Here is a 21,433-nt window from a genome sequence, read left to right as displayed (position 1 = left end):
TCGTACCGCAAAATCGCTGCCCTGAACCAAAACTCACTGCACAGGGGGCATCTGGATGCGAGAACATGCCGTGGTCATTGCCGGGGGTGGGCCGACCGGTTTGATGCTGGCGGGCGAGCTGGCGTTGGCCGGAGTGGACGTCGCCATCGTCGAGCGCCGGTCCACCCAGGACGTGGTGGGGCAGCGGGCAGGCGGTCTGCACAGCAGGACCATCGAGGTCCTCGACCAGCGGGGGATCGCCGACCGCTTCCTGGCGGCCGGGCAAGCGTTGCAGGTCGCCGGGTTCGCTCAGATCCGGCTGGACATCAGCGACTTTCCCAGCCCGCATCCCTACGGTCTTGCGTTGTGGCAGAACGATATCGAACGCCTTCTGGCGGACTGGGTGGGCGAGCTCCAGGTGCCGATCCATCGCGGCCTCGAGGTGGTCGGCTTCACTCAGGACGACGACGGCGTCGACGCCGAGATTTCCGACGGGGGATCCGTAAGGGCCCGGTATCTGGTCGGCTGTGACGGTGGGCGCAGCCGAGTGCGCAAGGCCGCGGGCATCGACTTTCCCGGCTGGGACCCCACCACGAGCTACCTGATCGCCCAGGTCGAAGTGCGCGACGAGCCGCCCTTCGGCATCCACCGGGACGCGATCGGCATTCACGGGCTGGACCGGCAGAATGAGGGCGAACCGGTCCGGGTGATGGTCACCGAACGGGAGCTCGGGTCGTCCAGCGACCCCACGCTGGCGGATCTGAGCGCGGCCCTCGTCGAGGTGTATGGCACCGACTTCGGAATCCACAGTCCCACTTCGATTGCCAGGTTCACCGATGTGACCCGGCAGGCTGCGGCCTACCGCGACCGGCGGATCCTGCTGGCCGGCGACGCAGCCCACATCCACCATCCGGCCGGCGGGCAGGGTCTCAACACCGGTGTCCAGGATGCGGTGAATCTGGGATGGAAGCTGGCCCAGGTGGTCAATGGCACGGCTCCCGATACTGTGCTGGACACCTACCACGCCGAACGACACCCGGTAGCCGCCCGTGTTCTGCAGACCACGATGGCGCAGATCGCCCTACTACGCACCGACGTCCGCACCAAAGCATTGCACGACAACATCTCCGAGCTCCTGAGCCTGGATGAGCCGCGCAAACGATATGCCGCGCGCATGTCCGGCCTGGACATCCGCTACGACGTGGGCGACGGACATCCGATGCTCGGCAGGCGGATGCCCGATCTCGAATTGCGCACCGCCACCGGACCGGTCCGCGTCTTCACGCTCCTGCACGATGCCCGCCCGGTGCTGCTCGATCTGGGGCAGCCGGGCGGAGCCGACATCGGCGGCTGGTGGGATCGGGTCAACGTGGTGCGGGCCAGGTACGACGGCATGTGGGAGCTTCCGGTGATCGGTGCGGTGAGCGCCCCAACCGCGGTGTTGATCCGCCCCGACGGGCATGTCGTCTGGGTTGGTCAGGGCTCTTCTGCCGAACTCACCGCCGCGCTCACCACCTGGTTTGGGCCATAGCGGCTGAGCAGGAGGAACATGGCGCCGCCAACCAATGCCGAACCGCCCGCGAGTACCAGGAAACCGTTGAAACTCTGGGATTCTCGCAACATCCGGCTGAGGATGACGGCGCCGAGGGCCGACGAGACGCCGATGGCAGCCGACAGGATGCCCAGCACCGAGCTGTAGATGGAAAGGTCGAATCGTCGTGACACCAGGTAGGCGATCACATCGCCTTCGGCGCCCCATGCCGCTCCCAGGCAGCAGACCCCGGCGATCACCACCGCATAGCTGTCCCACGGCGAGGCGATGAGCAGGCAACCGATCCCAGGCAGTCCCATGGCGATCGCGGCGACGATGTGAGCTGGAAAGCGGTCCAGCGCAAGGCCACACGCGAAGCGCCCGGCGATGACCGCCACCGCGAAGATCGAAACGAGTGCGGCCACGGAATCCCCGGCTCCGACGGAATCCCCGAGCATCACACCGAGCTGTGACGTCGTCACCGAGTGGTAGACGTTGCACAACAGCACACCCGCCAGCAGCATCCAGAACACCGGGTTGCGGGCGATGCGGCGATAGTCGGTGCGGTTCTTGGCTTTTCCGGCCGGGCGCAGGGTGCCTGGCCGTTCGCGGGGGATCAGGATGAGCGCGACGACGCCGAGGACGGCGGTGGTGACAGCGATCGTCACGCAGCCCGCGCGCCACCCGTAGGCGGCATTGATCGCCGACAGCGCGGGCACCCCGATGGCTCCCAGCAGTGGCGGGCCGGAGATCGCGACGGCCAAGGCCAGACCGCGCGCCTTGTCGAACCACGTTGCGACAACCCGGCTGTAGATCGCCGGTGTCGTCGTCACCCCGAGGGCCACGAGTGCCACGCTGATCGCGAAGTACTGCCAGATCGGTCCCGACATCATCGCGAATGCGATCCAGCAGGCCGGAACGCCGATGACGCCGATGGTCGCGACGCGGCGCACGCCTGCGAGATCGGTGAGGCGGCCGTACACCGGCAGGAACACGAACGTGAGCAACGCGATCGCGCCGCCGAGGGCGAAGTCCGAGCGCGACCAGCCGAACGCCGCCAGGAAATGCGGTGCCATCGCGGCATTGGTGTAGGCACTCAGGCTCAGCCCGGCGCTCAGTCCCGCGGTCGCCGCGGCAAGCTGCCGCCAGTTGGCCCTGACCTCGCCGAAGTAGCTCATCGCGGGGCAGCTTAGCCATCCGGCGGTAACACATCGAGGCTCTCCGGACGATCAACGTCGTGACAAGCGTGAAGGGAAATCATTGTGATTGGGCGTCTGGGATCGGTCGTGCTCGCAGCGGGAATCGGGCTGGCCGGGCTGGCCACCGGCACCGCATCGGCCGCGTCTGAGTGCGCAGACTTTCACTGGATCGGCGCCGCCGGATCTGGTCAACGCGATGCGGCGGGCCTGACCGCGAACGGCGGTATGGGCTCGGTGGTGTATCAGTCCTACCAGCAGCTGAAGGCACAGCTGGCCGCCGACGGCCACACGATCGACGCCGAAGCCGTGCAGTACCCCGCGGCACCCGTGCCGTTGGACGGCGGGGTGGGCGGCTGGCTGGGCTTCCTCGGCAGTGTTGGTGACGGCACGGACGCGACCGCCGATCAGTACACGGCGTACACCGAGCGCTGCCCCGGCAGCAAGGTCGTCCTGGCCGGTTACTCGCAGGGTGCGATGGTCGTCCACCGCAATCTGTACAAGCTCGCCGACGATCCCAACTTCGCGGCGGCACTGCTGATCGCCGACGGCGACCGGCTGCCGATCGACACCACGATCAAGCTGGGGTCGACCGCCGTCAGCCAGGGCCGCGGCGAGGGCGTCGCCCAGGAGCACTCGTTCCTCGCGAAGACCAACACCTCAGCGCTCCCGCCGGTGATCGGGACGCGCACCATCAGCGTCTGCGACGTCGGCGATCCGGTCTGCGACTACGACCCCGACGCCAAGGTCACCGATTCGGCCATCGCCATCCACACCGCGTACGCCCCGGCCCTCGGTGGTCCGCACGCCTGGGGCACGCCGCTGTACAGCCTCGTGACTGCCGCCGAGACCGCACCGTCGACGGAGCTGACCGCCCACACCGCCTAATTCCGGGATGAGTTTCTGAGCACCCGTCCGTTCTGGCCGTCAGGGAGCTGTCCGGCCCCCGCAGACGCCAGAAGGGGCTCATCATGAAAATCGTCGTAATCGGTGGCACCGGCCTGATCGGGTCGAAACTGGTGCAGGCGTTGTCCAGTCGGGGTCACGACGCCATTCCCGCCGCACCCTCTACCGGAGTGAACACCCTCACCGGCGAAGGGCTGGCCGACGTGATGGCCGGCGCATCCGTCGTCGTCGACGTCTCCAACTCGCCGGCGCTCGACGACTCGGCGCTCGAGTTCTTCCGCACCGCCACCACCAACCTGCTCACCGCCGAGGCGAATGCCGGGGTCGGCCACCACGTCGCGCTGTCCGTGGTCGGCACCGCCGAACTGGCCCCCCACAGCGGCTATTTCCAGGCCAAGCTCCTGCAGGAGCAGCTGATCAGCGAGGGCCCGATTCCGTTTTCGATCGTGCATGCCACCCAGTTCTTCGAGTTCATGAACACCTTGGCTGATTCGGCGACCGTCGGTGACACCGTGACGTTTCCGCCGGCGTACTTCCAGCCGATGGCCGCCGCGGACGTGGCCGAGGGCGTCGCCATCGCCGCCGTCAATGCGCCGGTGAACGGCATCGTCGAAATCGGCGGTCCGGACATGGTGTTGCTTCCCGACCTCATCCGGACGGCCCTGACCGCGCGCGGCGATGCCCGTACCGTCGTCGCCGATCCCGCGGCCCAGTACTGGGGCATCGACATCGGCGAGCGCACCCTGGTCCCCGGCGCGGGCGCCACCCTGTTCGACACCCGGTTCGAGGATTGGCTGCTCGAGGCGGCCGCCAAGTCCTAGCCCCGGAACAGGGATTTCGGCGCGAAAACGTTCGCTCAGCGGCGGTTTTCGCGCCGAAATCGCTAGGGGGCTACGGGTCCGAGGACTACGGACTACGGGTTTTCCAGGGTCCGGTGGGGCGGCGTGACGGCAAGGCTGAATGCATGACCGCCGAACAATTCGCCCGCGACGCGCAACCCCTCTACGACGCCCTGCTTCGCCGGGCCCGCGGACTGACCAAGACCAACGCCGACGCCGAGGACCTGGTGCAGGACACGCTGCTGAACGCATTCGTCGGATATCACACCTTCCGCGAGGGCACCGACTTCAAGGCCTGGATGTTCCGGATTCTCTACAACCGCTGGGTGAGCACGTACCGCGCCAAGCAGCGTCGGCCCGCGGAGGTGCCTGTCGACGACGTCGCCGAGCGCGACCTCGCCCGCAGCGTGACCCACTCCGCCGAGGCTGAGGCGCTGACCCGGCTGCCCGACCACGAGATCCGCTCGGCGATGGCCACACTGCCCGCGGACTTCCGCACCGCGCTGTTCTACGCCGAGGTTCAGGGACACACCTTCGCCGAGACCGCCACGATCCTGAACATCCCGCGCGGGACCGTCATGTCGCGGGTCTCCCGGGGCAGGCAGCGGCTGCGGGTCGCCCTGGCCGATTCCGCCCACGCACCTGTCGCCCGGATCGCGTGATGGACACCGAACTGACTGGCCAGACGGCCTTGGTCACCGGCGGCACCGCCGGTATCGGACTGGCGTGCGCGCGCCTGCTCGCTGGTGCCGGCGCAGCCGTGACCGTCACCGGCCGAGACCGCCGGCGAGGTGGGGCCGCGATCGAACGGATTCCCGGCAGCCGGTTCATCCCGGCGGACCTTGCGGACCTGGCATCGGTGAGCTCGCTGATCGATCAGGCGGGCGACGTCGACATCCTGGTCAACAACGCCGCGAGCTTTCCCGGGGCGCTCACCGTCGACCAGGACGTCGCGACCTTCGAGACGACGTTCGACACCAACGTGCGGGGCACGTATTTCCTGACCGCCGGCCTGGTGCCGGGCATGCTGCGTCGGCGCCGGGGCAGCATTGTCAACGTCACGTCGATGGTCGCGTCCAAGGGTGTTGGCGGGGCGTCGACGTACGGCGCCTCCAAGGCCGCTGTCGAATCACTGACCCGCTCGTGGGCAGCCGAATTCGGCTCTCATGGGGTCCGCGTCAACAGTGTCGCGCCCGGACCCACCAAAACCGAAGGCGTTGAGGCGCAATGGGGCGACACCAACGACGAACTCGGTCGCGCACTGCCACTGGGCCGCACGGCAACGCCTGAGGAGATCGCCCAGGCGGTGCTCTTCCTCGCCTCACCACGTTCGAGCTTCATCACCGGCTCGACCCTGCACGCCGACGGCGGCGGAACCGCCGTCTGAATCCGAAGGAGAACCACAATGTCGAAAACCCATGACCCGCAGTGGGAGAACGCCCTGACCGTCGTGCAGGAAGTGCATCCGCCGTTCATCCCCGAGGGTGCCGACGTGATGACAGTCGTCATCGAATACCCGCCCGGCAGCGCCGGCGCCCCACCCCACCGCCACCCCAGCGGTCCCGCGTTCGGCTACATGCTGGAAGGCGAGATGCTCTTTGAACTCGAAGGGCAGCCACCTCGTGTCATCCGCGCGGGCGAAGCGTTCTGGGAGCCCGGTGGTGATGTCATCCATTACTCGGACGCCAACAACCGAGACGACGTCAAGAGCCGGTTTCTCGTCACGATGGTGTGCGTTCCGGGACGACCGATGCTCGAACTGGTCAACGACGACGAACTGGCCGCCCGCGCTCATCTGCGCGTGTCGGCTTCCGGAAGGGAGTGAAATCCGATGTCACGCATCCTGCTTCAGACGACGATCACCGCGAACCCCGATGATTGGGATATCGCCCGCTTCTCGCTGCTGGCCGCCGAACTGCGGGCAGCCGGCCACGATGTGATCGCCCGCAACCGTGCCCGCCGCGGCGACGATCCGGTGCTCAGCCACGTCGATGATTGGGGCTTCGACCTACTGTGGCTGATGGCCGTCGACACCGGTGACGGCCTGACCGACGCCGAAGCCGATGCCGTCACACGTTTTCGGCGCAACGGGTGTGGCGTGCTCACCGCTCGCGACCACCAGAACCTGGGCTGCTGCCTGGCCCGGTTGGGATCGCTGGGGCAGATCAACGAGTTTCAGGACATCACCGTCGACCAGAGCCACCTCTGCGACGACCAGGACACCCCGACGATCTCCTGGCCCAACTATCACTCCGGGGCCAATGGCGACTACCAGCCGGTGTCGGTTGACGAGCCGGTGCACCCACTGTTGCGCACCACCCGGACGGTGAGCGGGCGGATCGAATGGTTCCCGGCCCACCCCCACGAGGGGGCCGTGGTGGCCGACGGACCGTGCGCCACGGTGGTGGCCCGGGGCCGAAGCAGCGCCAGTGGCCGCCACTTCAACCTCGCGGTCGCGCTCGACGGTGAGACGCCAGACGGCATACCGATCGGGCGGGCGGTGGCCGAGTCGACCTTCCACCATTTCGCCGACTACAACTGGGATTTGGACTCCGGCGCGCCGTCATTCGTCAGCGAGTCACCCGGCACCCAGATCCGCGAGGACCCGACCCGGTTGGTGATCTTCAAGGATTACGTCCGCAACCTCGCCGACTGGTTGCATCCGAACACCGCAGCCGGCGCTGAGGTGGGCCGCGTGACCCAAGCCGCCTTGTCGTAGTCTGACGGCCGGGTGCGTGAAACACAGGAGGCAGCAGTGGCCGACCACGAAGTCAAGATGATCATCCTGTCGACCGACAATCTGGATGAGTCGATCACGTTCTACCGCGACACCCTGGGCATGGGCGTGAAATTCAGCGACGGCACCCATTTCGCCGCGCTCGACGGCGGTCCGATCACCCTCGCGCTGGCCACGGAGATCGACCACCCGATCCCCGGGCAGGTCGTGGTGGGGATCAAGACCGCCGACGTCGACGCCGCGGCCAAGGCCGTCGAGGCCGCCGGCGGGGGCATCGTCAAGGGCCCGTACGACGACGCGCACGAGCGGCGCGCGGTGGTCTACGACCCCAAGGGCAACGGACTGGTCTTCTACAGCCCGCTGGCACCCAAGTAATTCGCCACCTCGACGAGGCGCGTTCCCAACGCGGTGACGCGGCGCATGGGCAGCGGCACGAACGGGTGCACCGCCAGGATCAGCGCCACCCGCCCGCCGTCGCCGAACACGGGTGCGCAGATCGAGGCGATGGGTTGCGGCCTTGGCGCCGAGTCGTTTTCGGGTAGCAGGCCGATGGTGGCGCACTCGACCAGAAGTTGGTCGAGCATGGCCCCGACATGGGCGGGCACATCGTCGCGAAGGGCGCCGACCAGCTGGGTCATCTGACCGAGCGCCTGGGTGGTCCAGTCGACGTCGAATCCGCGTTCGCGGGTGCGGATCAAGACCCGTTCCAGCCGTTCGGCCAGCTCGGGATTCGCTGAGCCGGAGCGGGCGATCCATGCGGTTTGTTCCGCGGGGGTGTCCCAGGCCGCGAAGGCGACCCCGAACGGCGGGGCGTAAGCGATCCGCTCACCGGGCGGGGGATGAGAACCGGTGTCGCCCCCTTCGAACGCGGTGATCACCAGACTGTCACCCACGCGTTCGACAACCGAAGCTGCATAACCCAATTCAGCGGACAGCTCGACGACGGCGGCGTGTGCGGCGTGCGCCAGCGGCCGCACCGCATCGGTGCGCGCGGCCACGACGGCCAGGGCGGGACCGAGGCGAAACGCCTTACCCGCGGGATCGCGGGTGACCCACCCGCGGTCGCTGAGCGTCTTGAGAATCGAATGCGCGGTGGCCTGGGTCAGGTCGAGCTCGCGGACGATGTCCGAGAAGCGCAGCTGCTCGTTACCCGGCCTCGCGAGCAGCTCGACGACATCGAGGACACGTTCGGTGGGCGCGGACGTCGTGCCTTTCATCCTTGACTCCGGCGGTCGCTGTTCCTACTGTCATTTTGAATGGTCGAGATCCTATCTCGAATATACGAGAAAATGAAGTGAGGTGCGCGGTGCGCGCAGCGGTGTTGCGAGGCGGCAAGCTCGAGGTCCGGGAGACCGACGATCCGCAGCCCGGGCCCGGCGAACTGCTGCTGCGCACGTTGAGCACCGCGATCTGCGCATCAGACGTGCACTTCATGGACCACCCCCAACTCAGCGTGGACGACCCCACCGGGCGGTCGCTGTATGACGCCGAGCGGGACATCGTGCTCGGCCACGAGTTCGTCGGCGAGGTCATCGCCCGCGGGCCCGGATGTAGCGACCAGTTCCCGATCGGCGCGCGAGTGACATCGATCCCGATCCGGCTGGTGAACGGCGGAGCCGACGGCGCCCGCATCATCGGCCAGCACCCTGAGGCGCAGGGCAGCTTCGCCGAGCTCGTCGTAGTCGCCGAGGCGATCGCCCGGGTTGTGGATGGCGACGTGTCCAGTGACGCCGCCGCTCTGGTCGATGCCTTCGCGGTCGGCGAGTTCTATGTGCGGGCGGCACGGGTGGAGCCCGGTGAGATCCCGATCGTCATCGGGGCGGGTGCGATCGGCCTGTCGGCGGTAGCCGCGCTCGCTGCGCGTGGGATCGACCCGATCGTCGTGTCCGACTATCAGCAGGACCGCCGCGAGCTGGCTCGCGATGCTTTCGGTGCCCATGTCGTCGTCGACCCCGCGCAGACGTCCCCGTTCGACGTCTGGCGTGAGCTGCGCGCCGAACGCAACCTGTGGGGACCGGCCGTCGTCTTCGAATGCGTCGGCGCCGCCGGGCTGATCCAAAAGCTCGTGGAATCCTCGGACATGGGCACCCGGATCTACTGTGCCGGTGGCTGGTACACCGGCGACACCCTCGACATCACGTCCGCTACCCGGCAAGGCGTGACCATTCAATTCGGTGGCGGGCCCATGCCACAGGACTGGTACGGGACGCTGGATGCGATTGCCGCCAAGCGCCTCGACCCCCTGCCCAGCGTGGGTACGATCGTGACCCTCGACGAGGTACCCGACGCCATCGACCTGGCCCGGCGCTCTGAAGGTCCGCCGCGCATCATCGTGCACCCGAACGGAGAAACCGCATGAGCGAACTGCAAGACCGCCAGGACATCTCGGATCTGCTGATCCGTTACGCCACCGGGATCGACCGCCGCGACTGGGACTTGTTCCGGACGGTTTTCACCCCCGACTGCCAACTCGACTATGGCGTGATCGGGGTGTGGGACGGGGTCGAGGCGGTCACCGAATTCATGGACGTCGCTCACCGCGAGGCCGGATATCTCATGCATCGGATCAGCAACATCGTGATCGATGTGCAGGGCGATCGTGCGGCGACCCGCTGCTACGTCGATGCCTGGATCATGGCTGCTGACAACAATTCTGGTGTGAACGCCAAGGGCTTCTACGACGACGAGATTGTGCGTACCGATGCCGGCTGGCGCATCGCGCGACGTACGTTCACCACGGTGCAGGTGGTGTACTGATGACGGACTTCTCGGAGAAGTACGGACCTTGGGCGCTGGTCGCGGGAGCCTCCGACGGCGTGGGTGCGGCCTTCGCCGAGGAGTTGGCCGCGCGCGGGCTCAACGTGGTGCTGCTGGCCCGGCGACAGGCGGTGCTCGACGAGGTCGCCGCAGGTATCCGTGACCGGCACGGTGTCCAAACCAGAACGCTGGCAGTCGATCTCGCCGCCCCAGGGGCCGCGGCAACCGTCGCGGACGGCACCGGGGATCTCGACGTGGGGTTCCTGGTGTACTGCGCGGGCGCCGACCCGGACTTCCGGCATTTCCTGTCCAATTCGATCGAGGCGGCCGAAGCGATGGTCCAACGCAATTGCGTTGTACCCATGCAGCTTTGCCATCATTTCGCCGCCGGAATGGTGGAGCGGGGCCGGGGCGGCATCGTGGTATTCGGTTCCGGGGCGGGCTTCATCGGCGGCCCGAACATGGTGGCGTACGGGGCATCGAAGGCCTTCGACATGGTCTTCGCCGAAGCCCTGTGGAGTGAACTGCGCGACAAGGGCGTCGACGTGATCGGCCTGATCCTCGGCAAAACCGACACGCCCGCGCTGCGCAAGCTCGAACACCAACGGGGCACGCTCGCGTCCGAAGACGAGTCCCCGGCCGACGCGGTGCCCGTGAGCGATGTGGTCGAGGAAGCGTTCGCCAATCTGACGAACGGGCCGACAGTCCTTGTCGGCGAGCAGATGCGTGGTGTCGGGCAACTGTTGGCTTCGATGAACCGCAACGACGCCGCGCGAATGATGGCGGAGATGATCTCCACGGCAATGGGTGCGGACTGAGCCAGTCCCACCACGGGGATGTTTACCGATCGCGGATCTGGATAGCTAATAGCGGTACCAGGCACGTCGCTATCAACGCACGATTGGAGCACACGCCATGAGGTTGACCCATATTGTCGCCGGAGCCGCTGTGGCCGGTGGATTGGCTGCCAGCGCACTGGGATTGAGCGCCGCCACCGCAGGCGCCGACCCGGGATGGACGCCCCCGCCGGGGCCGGTTCAGCCCGCACTGCCGCCTGCTGGTCCGGATGCGGGTAGCCCGCCGGCCTGGGCGCCGCCGAAGCCAGTCGACCCCACTTGGGCCGCCGGAAACAAGCAGGTGTGGGACGAGGGCTGGAATCACTGGGGCGTGTGGGTGAACAACGTCTTCATTCCCACCTACTGATCTGCGCCTGACGCCGCGGGGTGCCATCTGATCGCCTGGATGGTGGCACCCCGCGGCGTCGTCGTGTGACTGCTGCTTATGGTGCAACGGTGACGATCACTTACGACGAGGCACTGCGGGATCAGGTTCGCGGTCATCTGGCCGGTCATGACCGCCGCGCGGCGACCGACCCCACCAAGCGGCATGCCGCCGTCGCGATCGTGCTCGTCGACTCCGATACCGGCGAAGACCGGGTGGATCCGGCGCCCGTCGACGATTGGATCGCGGGCAGGCCGATGGAGCCCGGTCTTGACGGGCGGATGGTCGGGGTATCCGGTGGCGCGGCATTCTTTCTGTGCCGCAGGGCATCTCGGCTCAATGCTCACGCAGCGCAGTGGGCGTTGCCCGGCGGCCGGCTGGATCCGGGTGAAACCGTCGTGGAGGCGGCGCTGCGGGAACTCGACGAAGAGGTCGGTGTGCGGCTGTCGGAATCGTCGGTGCTGGGGCTGCTCGACGACTATCCGACCCGGTCGGGCTACATCATCACGCCGGTGGTGATCTGGGGCGGTGGGCGACTGGATCCGCGGCCGGCGCCCGACGAGGTCGTCGCGGTCTACCGCGTGGGGCTGCACCAGCTGCAGCGGCCGGATTCGCCGCGTTTCATCACCATCCCCGAAAGCCCCCGTCCGGTGGTTCAGATGCCGCTGGGCAACGACCTCATTCACGCGCCGACCGGGGCGGTCCTGCTGCAACTGCGATGGCTGTGTCTGGAAGGCCGCCACGACCCGGTCGACGAGCTCGAGCAGCCGCTGTTCGCCTGGAAGTGACTTGCCCCTGAAACGCAAGTACCGCGCGGCCAGGGCGACCGCGCGGTACTTGGAAACGAGTTGTCAGGAGGGCGGGTAAACGCCCATGTCCTTGGCCTTTTCGGTCTTCCAGAAGATCTCTGAGATCTTGTCGATGGTCGCGAGCAGCTTCTCGGCCTCGGCGACGTCGGTCGACTTCTTGACCTCACCGGCACCGTGGATGCCGTCCCAGAACAGCTGGTGCAGCTCGGGGAATTCCTTGAAGTGAGCCGGACCGAAGAAGTCGGCCCACAGCACCATCAGGTGATGCTTGACCTCTTCGGCGCGCTGCTCCTTGATGATGATCGCGCGCGTGCGGAAGTGGTCGTCGTCGGAGTCGTTGTACTTCTTCAGCGTCTTGAGGCAGGACAGGGCCTCGATCTTGGCCTGAGCGGGGTCGTAGACGCCGCAATACAGGTCGCAGTGGGCATGGGCAGGGGTGGCGTTGGCGAAGAGTCTCTGCAGCATGGGCCCTAACTTACCCTTTCAAGATGGGCGAAAACCATGGGTACCGTCACTGGCCGCTGCGCCGGTTTCTGGTGGTCGAGGACTCGATGCGCCCGACGCTATCCCCAGGTGACGGTGTGTTGTCGGTTCGGGGCGGCACGCCCAGGCCGGGCCAGTTGCGGGTGTTCCCCGATCCGACGTCGACGCGGTGGCTCATCAAGCGCGTCGGTGAGGTGCAGGGGCGCGGCAGGGCGGCGACTTTCCAAGCGTGCTCGGACAACCCGCATGCCACCGATGTCGTCGACTCGCGCCAATTGGGCTGGGTGCCTGCCGCCGGTTCGTATCGGGTGGTGTGGACGGTGCGCGGTCGCGATCGCTGAGTGCGAGTTTCGCTGGCGCGCTTTGGAGGTACCCGTGCGCCATGGGTATCTCAGACAAGATCAGCAACAAGGTCGACGACGTCGCGGGTAAGGCCAAGGAAGGCCTCGGCAAGGCCGCCGGCGACAAGAGCACCGAGAACGAGGGCAAGATCGACCAGGCCAAGGCGAGCCTGAAGGACGCCGGCGAGAAGGTCAAAGACGCCTTCAAGAATTAAGCATGGAACTGCGCAACGAACCACCACCCACACCGGTCGACGCGACGAAGGCGACCGAGGAACAGCGCGTTCTGCAGGAACAGCTGGATCACCGGAACGACGATCCCGATGCACCGGGTCGGCACGAAAGCAGACACCAGGTCGCCGACGAGACGTAGTCCGTCGGCCAGACTGGACCAGTGCCCATTGGACTGATCTGCGCCATCCCCCAGGAACTCGACCACCTACGCGCGCTGCTGATTGAAGTGGTCCCTGTTCAGGTGGCCCATACCGAATTCATCAGCGGGACATTGGACGGGTGTGATGTCGTGCTGGCCGGCTCGGGTATGGGGAAGGTGAACAGCGCGCTCGTCGCGACCGTTCTCGCCGACCGGTTCGGTTGCGGCGCAATCGTTTTCTCGGGCGTCGCCGGTGGTCTCGATCCGCAGCTGCACGTCGGTGATGTGGTGATCGCCGACCAGGTGATCCAGCACGACGCCGGGCTGATCGAGGACGACGGGCTGCAGACCTACCAGGCCGGGCACGTGCCGTTCATCAACCCGACCGACCGGCTCGGCTACCGGGTCGACGAGAATCTGCTGGCACAACTTCGCGAGCGGCTCGCAGACTTCACGCTGCCGGCGGCGGCAATCTGGTTCGGCACCGTGCTCTCCGGTGATCAGTATCTGCACAGCGATGCGACCAGAGAACAGTTACAGCGCGATTTCGGCGGGCTTGCGGTGGAGATGGAAGGCGGCGCCGTCGCCCAGGTTGCCGAGGCGTTCGGGGTGCCCTGGCTGGTCATCCGGGCGCTGTCAGATCTCGCCGGGCATGACTCTCGCTTCGACTTCCTCGCGTTCGTCGACGAAGTCGCCGCCTCCTCCGTCGCCATTCTGCGGCACTTGTTGCCGGTGCTCAGTCCATTCGCCCGGCGTCGACCAGCCGGATAACCGCGACGCCCTCCTCGTCGGAGGCGTCCAGATCGACCTCGGCGTCGAAACCCCAGTCGTGATCGCCGGCCGGGTCGTCGAGAATCTGCCGTACCCGCCACACCCCGGGTTGCCGGTCGATGATCAGCAGGGCAGGACCGCGGGCGTCGGCACCGGTGCCGACATCGTCGTGCTCGGCGAAATAGTCGTCGACGACCTGTTCCCATCGCTCGCTCGTCCACCCGGAGGCGCGATCCAGCTCCCCGAGGTCATCTGCGCGCCGCCGCGCGAAGAGCTCCACCCGCCGGAACAGCGCATTGCGGACCATCGCGGTGAATGCCCGCTCGTTACCGGTCAGCGGACGCGGGCGGGTCGGCACCGCGACCGGAACGTCGTGCGGCTGGTCGGGGTTGGTGAGCTGCTCCCACTCGTCGAGCAGGCTCGAATCCACCTGGCGGACAAGCTCTCCGAGCCATTCGACGATATCGGTGACCTCATCGGTCCGGGCGGCGGCGGGCACACCTGACCGCAGCGCCTTGAAGGCGTCGGAAAGATAGCGCAGCACAGCGCCTTCGGATCGGGTCAGGCCGTACACGCTGACGAACTCGCGGAAGGTGAACGCGCGCTTCCACATCTCGCGTACGACGGCCTTCGGAGACGGCGTGGCGTCGGCGGCCCAGGGGTTGGTCTGCAAATACACCTCATAGGTGTGCCGCAGCAGGTCGTCGAGCGGCTTGGGGTAGGTGACGTCGTCGAGCAGTTCGATGCGTTCGTCGTACTCGATGCCCTCGGCCTTCATCGCGGCAACAGCCTCGCCCCTGGCCTTTTTCAGCTGTGCGGCCAGGATCGGACGCGGGTCCTCCAGGGTCGCCTCGATCACCGAAACAACATCCAGCGCATACGTTTCCGATGCCGCGTCGAGCACATCGACCGCAGCGAGGGCGAACGTCGACAGCGGTTGGTTGAGGGCGAAGTCGGGAGGGAGGTCGACGGTGAGCCGATACCGCCGCCCGTCGGGTTCGGGTTCGGGTAGCCGTTCCAGCACGCCGGCCTGCAGCAGGGAGCGTGCAATGCCGACCGCCTCGCGGATGTGCTGGAGCTGGCGCTTGCGTGGCTCGTGGTTGTCGGTGAGCAGCCGCCGCATCGCCAGAAACGGGTCACCGGGACGGTCGACGACGTCGAGGATCATCGCTGTCGACACCCGCATATTGCTCGTCAACGGCTCAGGGGCGGCGTCGATCAAGCGGGTCATCGTCGACTCGCTCCACGGCACCATGCCCTCAGGAGCTTTACGGCGCACCAGCTTTCGTCGCTTCTTCGGATCGTCGGCGACCTTGGCGAACTGTTTGAGGTTCTCCACCTCGTGGTCGGGTGCCTGCACGACGACGGTTCCGGCGGTGTCGTATCCCGCCCGGCCGGCTCGACCGGCGATCTGGTGGAACTCGCGGGCGTTGAGCAGCCGGGTCCGGGTGCCGTCGTACTTGGACAACGCCGAGAACACCACAGTTCGGATCGGCACGTTGATCCCGACACCCAGGGTGTCGGTGCCGCAGATGACCTTCAGCAGTCCCGCTTGCGCCAGCTGTTCCACCAGCCGCCGGTATTTGGGCAGCATGCCCGCGTGGTGGACGCCGATCCCGTGCCGGACCAGTCGCGACAACGTCGACCCGAACGTCGTGGAGAACCGGAAGCCACCGATGAGATCGGCGATCGCGGCCTTCTCCTCCTTCGCGCTCACGTTGACGCTCATCAACGCTTGCGCCCGTTCCAGTGCCGAGGCCTGGGTGAAGTGGACGACGTAGATCGGCGCCTGCTTGGTGTCGAGCAGGTCGCCGATCGTCTCGTGCATCGGTGTGGTCGCGTAGCTGTAGTACAGCGGGACCGGCCGCTCGGCATCGGCCACGAGCGCCGTCGGCCTGCCGGTGCGGCGGGTCAGATCCTCGCGCAGGAACGTGACGTCACCGAGCGTGGCCGACATCAGCAGGAACTGGGCGTGGGGGAGCTCGAGCAGCGGCACCTGCCAGGCCCAGCCGCGGTCGGGATCGCCGTAGAAATGGAACTCGTCCATCACCACCAGGCCGATATCCGCAGCGGCGCCCTCGCGCAGCGCGATGTTGGCCAGGATTTCGGCGGTGCAGGCGATGACCGGGGCATCGGAGTTCACCGCGGCGTCGCCGGTCAGCATGCCAACGTTCGCCGCGCCGAACACGTCGCAGAGCGCGAAGAACTTCTCGCTGACCAGTGCCTTGATCGGGGCGGTGTAGTAACTGCGATCGCTCGCTGCCAGCGCCGCGTAGATGGCACCGGTGGCCACCAGCGACTTGCCCGAGCCGGTCGGCGTCGCCAGCACCACATTCGCGCCGCTGACCAGTTCGATCAGTGCTTCCTCTTGCGCCGGGTACAGCGTGGTGCCGCGAGATTGCGCCCATGCGGCGAAGGAGGCGAACACCTCGTCGGGGTCGTCACGCAATGCGCGCAGTGCCGACAGATCGCTCGGGCTGATGGGCGTAGATATGCCCGTCAGGCTACCGGCGCGTCAGCGCCGGATTCCGGCGCACAGCCGTTCCCAGTTGCTCGACGCGATGCTGTCCCGGTCCTCATCGCTGAGGTCGGCGTGCTCCAGGAACAGCCGCGCACCCGAGTCGCCGGCGAATTGATACGGATAGTCGGTGGCGAACATGACCCGTTCGGCGCCCACGACGTCCACCGCCCAGCGCAGATAACGCTGACTGAACACCCCGCCCGGCGTGACGAACACATTGGTGCGGAAGTAGTCGGAAATGGGCCGGCTCAGTCTCGCGGCCGCCGAGAGGTTGTCGATCCGGTCGAGATAGAACAGCACCATCTCGCCCCAATGTCCAAGGATCACTTGAAGATTGGGGAAGCGGTCGAATACCCCGGCAAGGATCAGCCGCAGGATCTGAACCCCGGTGTCGAAATGCCAGCCAACACCAAACCTGGCGAAGGCGTCGTCGACGGTGTCGGTGAATCCGCTGTAGTACGCCGCGCGCACACCCGGTACGGGTTCCTGCGGGTGCAGGTAGAGCGGCGCGTTGAGGGCGGCGGCGGCCTCGAAGATCGGCCAGAAGCGGGACTCGTCCAGGGTGTGGTCGCCGCTGCGCGGAAACACCATCGCACCGTTGAGCCCGAGCTCGGTGACCGCACGTTCCAGCTCGCGGGCAGCCCGGGTCGGTGCCGATGCCGCCAGCGTGGCAAAACCCTGGAACCGGTCGGGGTGCTCACGAACCACCTCGGCGATCGTGTCGTTGGTGGTGCCCTGCAGCAGCGTGGCGGCATCGGGTTGCAGGTCTTGCACACCCGGTGTCGACAACGACAGCACCTGTACGTCGAGACCGGTCGCGTTCATCGCGTCGAGGCGGTGATCACCCAGTTCGGTGAGGTGGCGTTTCAGGTCGCTGGGTGTCGCGGCATCCCAGCGTTGCAGCACCTCCGTGGTGGCGAAGTGCTCCTCAAGTCCGATCGTTCTCATGGTTTCGGGTGTACGCCCGGTTTCTGGGAGGACTCCCAGCGAGGCCGAACGGTTCACAGATCGTCTTGGCCCAGCCCTACGCGCCCGTCGATGAGTTCCCGGGCCGCGTCCAGATGTCCGAGATGACGGGCGGTCTCCTCGATCATGTGGAGCACGATGAACCGCACGTCGACGATCAGTTCGTCGTGGTATCCGTGACGTCCGCGGGGCGGGGCCGACAGCGGCGTACTGCGCAGCGCCCGGTTGGCCGCGTCGACGGTTGTCCGATAGAAGGCCAGCACCGTACCGGCTGACCGGTCGCTGACGAACGGCCCTTGGGGCTCTTCACTTTCCGGCCACGGCAGTGGCTCGGCGGTTCCGAGCGCGACCTCCTGAAACCAATGCCGCTCGGCCCGCCCGAGGTGCTCGATCAGTCCGAGCGGAGTCCACCCCGATGGCAGCAGCGCGGTGCGCAACTGGTGGTCATCGAGATCGGCGACGACCTGGAGTACGCGGCGGCGTTGGTCGTCCAGGAAGGCCAGGAGCGACGCGTCGCCAGGTGTCATCGCCCAATCCTGGCGCTATTGCGGGTGTGTCGCCAGATACTCGCCGACGGGGATCGGCACGTCCGAGTCGTAGCCGATCGGCAGGACGACGTCACCGTCGACGGTCACGCAGTACACATCCCAGCGGTAGAAACCGGCGAAGGAGGCGGGATCGTTGGCGAGCACCGCCGCGTAGTCCTTGACGGCCGCCACGTACTGGTCGGCGTGGTTGTAGCGGTAGATCGCGTGATCGGGATCGGCGGCGAAATTGTTGGCAGCCAGATAGCGGCCGGCGGCCATGATGCTGTCGCGTGGCGAGCGGATGTCGCCGCCGTCGGCGTAGGCGGCGAAGGTCGACGGCAGGAATTGCATCGGGCCGTCCGCGCCGGCCGTGCTGAAACCCACGATGCTGCCGAACCGCGTTTCGATCAGGTTGATCGCCGCCAGGTAGTTCCAGCCGACGCCACTGGCCGATTCGGCTTCGCGGTAGTAACCCAGCAACTCGTCGGCCGGGGCAGGCGCCACAATGCGCCAGGCCGGCAGCGTGTCCCGCAGGTGGGCCATCGCGGCGAGTTGGCGGCGGGCGTCGACATTGCGGTCGTAGGCCTCGCCCAGTGCGGCCGGGATCTTGGGGCGGATGATGTCGTCCCACTCGGGGTGGCGCCCGATGGCGCGGTAGGCGACCTGCTGGCGCCGGGCCGCGGCCACCAGCGCGGCCTCGGGTGTCGACGGGTCGCGGATCGCCAACTCGTCGGCCACCAGGTCGTCGGCGATCTGAGCCGGTTCGGATGCCAGCCGGGGTTGGGCACCGGCCGGTGCGGCGTCGGGAGCCGTTGTCGAGTCCAGCGGCGCGGCGGGCACCGACGATGCGGGGGAGTGCGGCGCCGTCGAAGCCACCGGAGGCGCTGGCGACGGGGCGCAGGCACCGACTGTGAGCAGCACCGATACGGCCGCGAAGGTCTGCATTCGGGTGCGCACTGCTGCAGTCTGTCGTACCGCGTCCAGCAGCACCACAGAATCGGTCTGGGATGATGGGGTGATCATGCGGATAGATGTCACGTTCGTCGCGACCGGAGTGCTTGGCGTGGCCGCGACGGCGGCAATCGCGCTGGGAGCGGCCGGGATGACGGCCTCGACTCCGCGAATCACGTTGGCCGACAACACCGTCAGCGTCGACCCGCCGGCCGTTGCCGCCGGGGACGGGTCGCTGGCCGACGGTCAGATCCTGACCCCCTTCGACGTGCAGAACCCGGCCGTCGGACGCCTCGATCCGCTGCTGCTCACGGCGATCCAGCAGGCGGCCACCGCGGCGTCGGCCGAGGGCATCACCATAACCATCACGTCCGGTTGGCGCTCCCCGGAGTTCCAGCAACGTCTGCTGGAGGGCGCCATCGCCCAGTACGGCAGCTTCGCCGCGGCCCGCCAGTACGTGCAGACCGCGGATGCATCCAAACACGTCATCGGCGAGGCGGTCGATGTCGGCGGTGTGGGCGCTGACCAGTGGCTGATCGCCAACGGCGCGCGGTTCGGGCTGTGCCGGATCTATGCCAACGAGCTGTGGCATTTCGAGCTGGCCACCGACGCCGCGGGAAACTGCCCGGCGCTGCTGCCGAACGCCGCCGGCTGATTCCGCCCCCGTGCTCGGCCAGGCGTAGTTTGATCGGCTTATGAGGAGTCTGGACGAAATTCGCACCGCGCTGCAGGCCTGCTACACCGCTATCGAGGACCTGTGCGATGAGCTGACCGACGCCGAGTGGGAGGCACAGTCGCTGTGCCCGGACTGGGACATGCGCGGGGTGGTCCAGCACGTCGCGAGCATCGAAGCCGTCATGACCGGCTGGCTACCGGAGGACGTCGCCACTCCACCACCGTTCGAGAAGGCGGCGGAGTTCCTGGCCGGCACCGACGATCCGGCGGTTCTGGTCGAGAAGGTGCGCGCCGTCTTTGCCGCCAGGCGGCGCGACCTGAGCGCGCTGACCGATGCCGACCTCGACCGGCCGTCCTGGATGCCCGTCGGCCCCGGTACCTACGGCCGGTTCCTGGAGATCCGGGTCTTCGATTTCTGGGTGCACGTGCGCGACATCACGATTCCGTTGGGTCGTCTCACCGACGACGGCGGCCTGCCGGCAGAGCTGGCGTTGGCTCAGGTGGAGAGCTCGATCGGCTACATCGCCGGCAAGAAAGTGGGTGTCCCCGAGGGCAGCAGCCTCGCCTTCCAGCTGGTCGGGCCGGTCGTTCGGGAGATCGACGTCGCGGTCAACGGGCGCGCCAAACAGGTTGACCGCCTGGACAATCCGACCGCCACATTGACGACTGATTCCACGACGTTTGTCATGCTCGCCTGCGGGCGTATCGATCCGCAGGCCCAGATCGACTCCGGTGCCGTCAGCTGGTCCGGTGACGCCGAGCTCGGTGAGCGGGCCGCCCGCAATCTGCGGTTCACGATGTGACCGGGCCTCAGTTCGTCGACTTCCATTTCGACGTCATGTGCCCGTACGCCTACCAGACGTCGCGCTGGATCCGCGAGGTGCGCGACCGCACCGGGTTGGTGGTGAACTGGCGGTTCTTCAGTCTCGAAGAGATCAATCGCCAAGAGGGCAAGAAACATCCGTGGGAGCGGGAGTGGTCCTACGGCTGGTCGATGATGCGGATCGGCGCGCTGATGCGGCGCCGATCGATGGCCGACGTGGAGGCCTGGTACCAACGAGCCGGCCGAGCCCTGCACGTTGACGGGCTCAAGCCGCACGAACCGGCGGTGGCCCGCCATCTTCTCGACGAACTCGGTTTCGATCCGGGATTGGTCGATGCGGCGATCGCCGACCCCACGACCGGTGATGAGGTACTCGCCGATCACCAGCGCGTGGTGGCGGCTGACGGCTATGGCGTGCCGACGCTGTTCTTTCCCAATGGGCAGTGCCTTTTCGGGCCGGTGCTCATCGACCCGCCGACCGGGGACGCCGCGGTTCGGCTGTGGGATGCCGTCGTCGCATGGACGGAATTCCCGCACCTCTACGAGCTGCAGCGGCCCAAGACATCCGGTGACCTGCAGGCGATCGCCGAGACCTTCCAGCCGTATCTGCAGGCGCGCGACTGGGTTTCGATCAATCGGGGTGAAGTGATCAGCTTCGGCGACTAAAGCCGGGTGTCGTTGTCCGAGTCCTTGTCGTCGCGGTCACCTACCGCGGGGTCGGACAACGACAACCGGAAGATCAAGGACAACAACCACAGGATGATCACCGCGGAGATGACGTCGAACCATTGGAACGGATAGAACGCGCCATCGATCGAGAGCACCAAAATGACCTCGACCAACCCGAACACCACCAGAAACGCGCCGATACGCCAGCGGCTGAGGCCTCGATGTCGTTGTGTGCGGCGCAATTCCACCGCCAGGGTGAGCAGGAGAAGCGGCATCACCTGGGCCAGCGTGGCCGCGGTCTTACTGTCCACCAGGACGATGGTTGTGGGGTGCGCCATGCGTTGACCTCCTGTCAATG

28 protein-coding genes are annotated in these 21,433 nt (G+C 67.0%); 20 read left to right on the top strand and 8 right to left on the bottom strand.

The genetic code is table 11. The annotated features are described in order from the left end of the window. Positions 1 to 55 precede the first annotated feature (55 nt). A complete protein-coding gene (locus EV580_RS14910; RefSeq protein WP_133691930.1) occupies positions 56 to 1,510 on the top strand; it encodes an FAD-dependent monooxygenase in 1,455 nt (484 codons plus the stop codon). On the opposite strand, the gene EV580_RS14905 is transcribed toward EV580_RS14910, so the two are convergent. Beyond that, positions 1,456 to 2,688, bottom strand: a complete 1,233-nt coding sequence (locus tag EV580_RS14905) for an MFS transporter (protein WP_133691929.1) — start codon at positions 2,686 to 2,688, stop codon at positions 1,456 to 1,458. The two genes, EV580_RS14910 and EV580_RS14905, sit on opposite strands and share 55 nt — an antisense overlap. Positions 2,689 to 2,796: 108 nt before the next feature. Between EV580_RS14905 and EV580_RS14900 the strand changes: the two genes are divergently transcribed. From EV580_RS14900 to EV580_RS14870, 7 genes are all read left to right on the top strand, one after another. Next, positions 2,797 to 3,594, top strand: a complete 798-nt coding sequence (locus EV580_RS14900) for a cutinase family protein (protein ID WP_286171564.1) — start codon at positions 2,797 to 2,799, stop codon at positions 3,592 to 3,594. An 83-nt stretch (positions 3,595 to 3,677) separates the two neighbouring features. Continuing rightward, positions 3,678 to 4,433, top strand: coding sequence for an SDR family oxidoreductase (locus EV580_RS14895; protein ID WP_133691927.1), 756 nt, complete (start codon positions 3,678 to 3,680; stop codon positions 4,431 to 4,433). Between the two features lie 143 nt (positions 4,434 to 4,576). After that, positions 4,577 to 5,113, top strand: a complete 537-nt coding sequence (locus tag EV580_RS14890; protein ID WP_133691926.1) for a sigma-70 family RNA polymerase sigma factor — start codon at positions 4,577 to 4,579, stop codon at positions 5,111 to 5,113. Further along, entirely contained in the window at positions 5,113 to 5,838 is a 726-nt protein-coding gene (locus EV580_RS14885; protein WP_133691925.1) for an SDR family NAD(P)-dependent oxidoreductase, read from the top strand. The genes EV580_RS14890 and EV580_RS14885 overlap by 1 nt, the downstream gene beginning before the upstream one ends. 18 nt (positions 5,839 to 5,856) lie before the next feature. Further along, positions 5,857 to 6,276 carry a cupin domain-containing protein gene (locus EV580_RS14880; RefSeq protein ID WP_133691924.1) on the top strand — a complete coding sequence of 140 codons (420 nt, stop codon included), beginning with the start codon at positions 5,857 to 5,859 and terminating at the stop codon, positions 6,274 to 6,276. 6 nt (positions 6,277 to 6,282) lie between these two features. Next, entirely contained in the window at positions 6,283 to 7,170 is an 888-nt protein-coding gene (locus tag EV580_RS14875) for a hypothetical protein (protein ID WP_133691923.1), read from the top strand. 36 nt (positions 7,171 to 7,206) lie between these two features. Further along, positions 7,207 to 7,563 carry a VOC family protein gene (locus EV580_RS14870; protein WP_133691922.1) on the top strand — a complete coding sequence of 119 codons (357 nt, stop codon included), beginning with the start codon at positions 7,207 to 7,209 and terminating at the stop codon, positions 7,561 to 7,563. Here EV580_RS14870 and EV580_RS14865 read toward each other — a convergent pair. Further along, on the bottom strand, positions 7,539 to 8,405 hold the full coding sequence (locus EV580_RS14865; RefSeq protein WP_133691921.1) for a helix-turn-helix domain-containing protein: 867 nt from the start codon (positions 8,403 to 8,405) through the stop codon (positions 7,539 to 7,541). The two genes, EV580_RS14870 and EV580_RS14865, sit on opposite strands and share 25 nt — an antisense overlap. A gap of 89 nt (positions 8,406 to 8,494) precedes the next feature. Here EV580_RS14865 and EV580_RS14860 point away from each other — a divergent pair, with 89 nt between their 5' ends. The 5 genes from EV580_RS14860 (at position 8,495) to EV580_RS14840 (ending at position 11,954) form a co-directional block, all read left to right on the top strand. Next, on the top strand, positions 8,495 to 9,547 hold the full coding sequence (locus tag EV580_RS14860; RefSeq protein WP_133691920.1) for a zinc-binding dehydrogenase: 1,053 nt from the start codon (positions 8,495 to 8,497) through the stop codon (positions 9,545 to 9,547). After that, a complete protein-coding gene (locus EV580_RS14855) occupies positions 9,544 to 9,945 on the top strand; it encodes a nuclear transport factor 2 family protein (RefSeq protein WP_133691919.1) in 402 nt (133 codons plus the stop codon). The genes EV580_RS14860 and EV580_RS14855 overlap by 4 nt, the downstream gene beginning before the upstream one ends. Continuing rightward, positions 9,945 to 10,763, top strand: coding sequence for an SDR family NAD(P)-dependent oxidoreductase (locus EV580_RS14850; RefSeq protein ID WP_133691918.1), 819 nt, complete (start codon positions 9,945 to 9,947; stop codon positions 10,761 to 10,763). The genes EV580_RS14855 and EV580_RS14850 overlap by 1 nt, the downstream gene beginning before the upstream one ends. Before the next feature lie 97 nt (positions 10,764 to 10,860). Next, a complete protein-coding gene (locus EV580_RS14845; RefSeq protein ID WP_133691917.1) occupies positions 10,861 to 11,148 on the top strand; it encodes a hypothetical protein in 288 nt (95 codons plus the stop codon). An 89-nt stretch (positions 11,149 to 11,237) separates the two neighbouring features. Next, a complete protein-coding gene (locus EV580_RS14840; RefSeq protein WP_133691916.1) occupies positions 11,238 to 11,954 on the top strand; it encodes an NUDIX hydrolase in 717 nt (238 codons plus the stop codon). Positions 11,955 to 12,017: 63 nt separating this feature from the next. On the opposite strand, the gene sodN is transcribed toward EV580_RS14840, so the two are convergent. Continuing rightward, the gene (sodN, locus tag EV580_RS14835; RefSeq protein ID WP_133691915.1) at positions 12,018 to 12,440 is read right to left on the bottom strand and encodes a superoxide dismutase, Ni; all 423 of its coding nucleotides are present in this window, start codon (positions 12,438 to 12,440) and stop codon (positions 12,018 to 12,020) included. Between the two features lie 86 nt (positions 12,441 to 12,526). Between sodN and EV580_RS14830 the strand changes: the two genes are divergently transcribed. From EV580_RS14830 to EV580_RS14820, 4 genes are read left to right on the top strand one after another with little or no spacing between them, the layout of a single operon-like run. Continuing rightward, a complete protein-coding gene (locus EV580_RS14830; RefSeq protein WP_183504874.1) occupies positions 12,527 to 12,799 on the top strand; it encodes a S26 family signal peptidase in 273 nt (90 codons plus the stop codon). Between the two features lie 41 nt (positions 12,800 to 12,840). Further along, positions 12,841 to 13,014, top strand: a complete 174-nt coding sequence (locus EV580_RS14825) for a CsbD family protein (protein WP_133691914.1) — start codon at positions 12,841 to 12,843, stop codon at positions 13,012 to 13,014. Positions 13,015 to 13,016: 2 nt separating this feature from the next. After that, a complete protein-coding gene (locus EV580_RS33750; protein WP_166654710.1) occupies positions 13,017 to 13,172 on the top strand; it encodes a hypothetical protein in 156 nt (51 codons plus the stop codon). A 21-nt stretch (positions 13,173 to 13,193) separates the two neighbouring features. Beyond that, on the top strand, positions 13,194 to 13,943 hold the full coding sequence (locus EV580_RS14820; RefSeq protein WP_133691913.1) for a 5'-methylthioadenosine/adenosylhomocysteine nucleosidase: 750 nt from the start codon (positions 13,194 to 13,196) through the stop codon (positions 13,941 to 13,943). Here the strand turns inward: EV580_RS14820 and EV580_RS14815 are convergent. From EV580_RS14815 to EV580_RS14800, 4 genes are read right to left on the bottom strand one after another with little or no spacing between them, the layout of a single operon-like run. Beyond that, positions 13,909 to 16,437 carry a DEAD/DEAH box helicase gene (locus EV580_RS14815; protein ID WP_133691912.1) on the bottom strand — a complete coding sequence of 843 codons (2,529 nt, stop codon included), beginning with the start codon at positions 16,435 to 16,437 and terminating at the stop codon, positions 13,909 to 13,911. The two genes, EV580_RS14820 and EV580_RS14815, sit on opposite strands and share 35 nt — an antisense overlap. Before the next feature lie 21 nt (positions 16,438 to 16,458). Beyond that, the gene (locus tag EV580_RS14810) at positions 16,459 to 17,412 is read right to left on the bottom strand and encodes an amidohydrolase family protein (protein ID WP_133691911.1); all 954 of its coding nucleotides are present in this window, start codon (positions 17,410 to 17,412) and stop codon (positions 16,459 to 16,461) included. 53 nt (positions 17,413 to 17,465) lie between these two features. Then, positions 17,466 to 17,957, bottom strand: a complete 492-nt coding sequence (locus EV580_RS14805; RefSeq protein ID WP_133691910.1) for a DinB family protein — start codon at positions 17,955 to 17,957, stop codon at positions 17,466 to 17,468. 15 nt (positions 17,958 to 17,972) lie between these two features. Continuing rightward, on the bottom strand, positions 17,973 to 18,902 hold the full coding sequence (locus EV580_RS14800) for a lytic transglycosylase domain-containing protein (RefSeq protein WP_133692250.1): 930 nt from the start codon (positions 18,900 to 18,902) through the stop codon (positions 17,973 to 17,975). 157 nt (positions 18,903 to 19,059) lie between these two features. Here EV580_RS14800 and EV580_RS14795 point away from each other — a divergent pair, with 157 nt between their 5' ends. From EV580_RS14795 to EV580_RS14785, 3 genes are read left to right on the top strand one after another with little or no spacing between them, the layout of a single operon-like run. Beyond that, positions 19,060 to 19,563 carry a M15 family metallopeptidase gene (locus tag EV580_RS14795; protein ID WP_502703934.1) on the top strand — a complete coding sequence of 168 codons (504 nt, stop codon included), beginning with the start codon at positions 19,060 to 19,062 and terminating at the stop codon, positions 19,561 to 19,563. 40 nt (positions 19,564 to 19,603) lie between these two features. Then, on the top strand, positions 19,604 to 20,386 hold the full coding sequence (locus tag EV580_RS14790) for a maleylpyruvate isomerase N-terminal domain-containing protein (RefSeq protein WP_133691908.1): 783 nt from the start codon (positions 19,604 to 19,606) through the stop codon (positions 20,384 to 20,386). Beyond that, complete coding sequence (locus EV580_RS14785) at positions 20,383 to 21,072, top strand: mycothiol-dependent nitroreductase Rv2466c family protein (RefSeq protein WP_133691907.1); 690 nt, start codon at positions 20,383 to 20,385, stop codon at positions 21,070 to 21,072. Before EV580_RS14790 ends, EV580_RS14785 begins: the two co-directional genes overlap by 4 nt. On the opposite strand, the gene EV580_RS14780 is transcribed toward EV580_RS14785, so the two are convergent. Next, positions 21,069 to 21,413 (bottom strand): hypothetical protein, encoded by a 345-nt coding sequence (locus EV580_RS14780; RefSeq protein ID WP_133691906.1) that lies wholly within the window; start codon positions 21,411 to 21,413, stop codon positions 21,069 to 21,071. The two genes, EV580_RS14785 and EV580_RS14780, sit on opposite strands and share 4 nt — an antisense overlap. Positions 21,414 to 21,433 lie beyond the last annotated feature (20 nt).

This window comes from Mycobacterium sp. BK086 (assembly GCA_004362315.1).
GTDB lineage: Bacteria > Actinomycetota > Actinomycetes > Mycobacteriales > Mycobacteriaceae > Mycobacterium.
The sequence above is the reverse complement of the archived record's forward strand: the minus strand, read 5'-3'. Positions and strand labels throughout refer to the sequence as shown.

What these genes read in the sequence shown, in the direction of transcription:
- EV580_RS14910 (WP_133691930.1), top strand. Translation starts at nt 56, where the DNA reads ATGCGAGAACATGCCGTGGTCATTGCCGGGGGTGGGCCGACCGGTTTG.
- EV580_RS14905 (WP_133691929.1), bottom strand. Translation starts at nt 2,688, where the DNA reads ATGAGCTACTTCGGCGAGGTCAGGGCCAACTGGCGGCAGCTTGCCGCG.
- EV580_RS14895 (WP_133691927.1), top strand. Translation starts at nt 3,678, where the DNA reads ATGAAAATCGTCGTAATCGGTGGCACCGGCCTGATCGGGTCGAAACTG.
- EV580_RS14890 (WP_133691926.1), top strand. Translation starts at nt 4,577, where the DNA reads ATGACCGCCGAACAATTCGCCCGCGACGCGCAACCCCTCTACGACGCC.
- EV580_RS14885 (WP_133691925.1), top strand. Translation starts at nt 5,113, where the DNA reads ATGGACACCGAACTGACTGGCCAGACGGCCTTGGTCACCGGCGGCACC.
- EV580_RS14880 (WP_133691924.1), top strand. Translation starts at nt 5,857, where the DNA reads ATGTCGAAAACCCATGACCCGCAGTGGGAGAACGCCCTGACCGTCGTG.
- EV580_RS14875 (WP_133691923.1), top strand. Translation starts at nt 6,283, where the DNA reads ATGTCACGCATCCTGCTTCAGACGACGATCACCGCGAACCCCGATGAT.
- EV580_RS14865 (WP_133691921.1), bottom strand. Translation starts at nt 8,405, where the DNA reads ATGAAAGGCACGACGTCCGCGCCCACCGAACGTGTCCTCGATGTCGTC.
- EV580_RS14855 (WP_133691919.1), top strand. Translation starts at nt 9,544, where the DNA reads ATGAGCGAACTGCAAGACCGCCAGGACATCTCGGATCTGCTGATCCGT.
- EV580_RS14850 (WP_133691918.1), top strand. Translation starts at nt 9,945, where the DNA reads ATGACGGACTTCTCGGAGAAGTACGGACCTTGGGCGCTGGTCGCGGGA.
- EV580_RS14845 (WP_133691917.1), top strand. Translation starts at nt 10,861, where the DNA reads ATGAGGTTGACCCATATTGTCGCCGGAGCCGCTGTGGCCGGTGGATTG.
- sodN (WP_133691915.1), bottom strand. Translation starts at nt 12,440, where the DNA reads ATGCTGCAGAGACTCTTCGCCAACGCCACCCCTGCCCATGCCCACTGC.
- EV580_RS14830 (WP_183504874.1), top strand. Translation starts at nt 12,527, where the DNA reads ATGCGCCCGACGCTATCCCCAGGTGACGGTGTGTTGTCGGTTCGGGGC.
- EV580_RS14825 (WP_133691914.1), top strand. Translation starts at nt 12,841, where the DNA reads ATGGGTATCTCAGACAAGATCAGCAACAAGGTCGACGACGTCGCGGGT.
- EV580_RS33750 (WP_166654710.1), top strand. Translation starts at nt 13,017, where the DNA reads ATGGAACTGCGCAACGAACCACCACCCACACCGGTCGACGCGACGAAG.
- EV580_RS14810 (WP_133691911.1), bottom strand. Translation starts at nt 17,412, where the DNA reads ATGAGAACGATCGGACTTGAGGAGCACTTCGCCACCACGGAGGTGCTG.
- EV580_RS14805 (WP_133691910.1), bottom strand. Translation starts at nt 17,957, where the DNA reads ATGACACCTGGCGACGCGTCGCTCCTGGCCTTCCTGGACGACCAACGC.
- EV580_RS14800 (WP_133692250.1), bottom strand. Translation starts at nt 18,902, where the DNA reads ATGCAGACCTTCGCGGCCGTATCGGTGCTGCTCACAGTCGGTGCCTGC.
- EV580_RS14795 (WP_502703934.1), top strand. Translation starts at nt 19,060, where the DNA reads ATGACGGCCTCGACTCCGCGAATCACGTTGGCCGACAACACCGTCAGC.
- EV580_RS14790 (WP_133691908.1), top strand. Translation starts at nt 19,604, where the DNA reads ATGAGGAGTCTGGACGAAATTCGCACCGCGCTGCAGGCCTGCTACACC.
- EV580_RS14780 (WP_133691906.1), bottom strand. Translation starts at nt 21,413, where the DNA reads ATGGCGCACCCCACAACCATCGTCCTGGTGGACAGTAAGACCGCGGCC.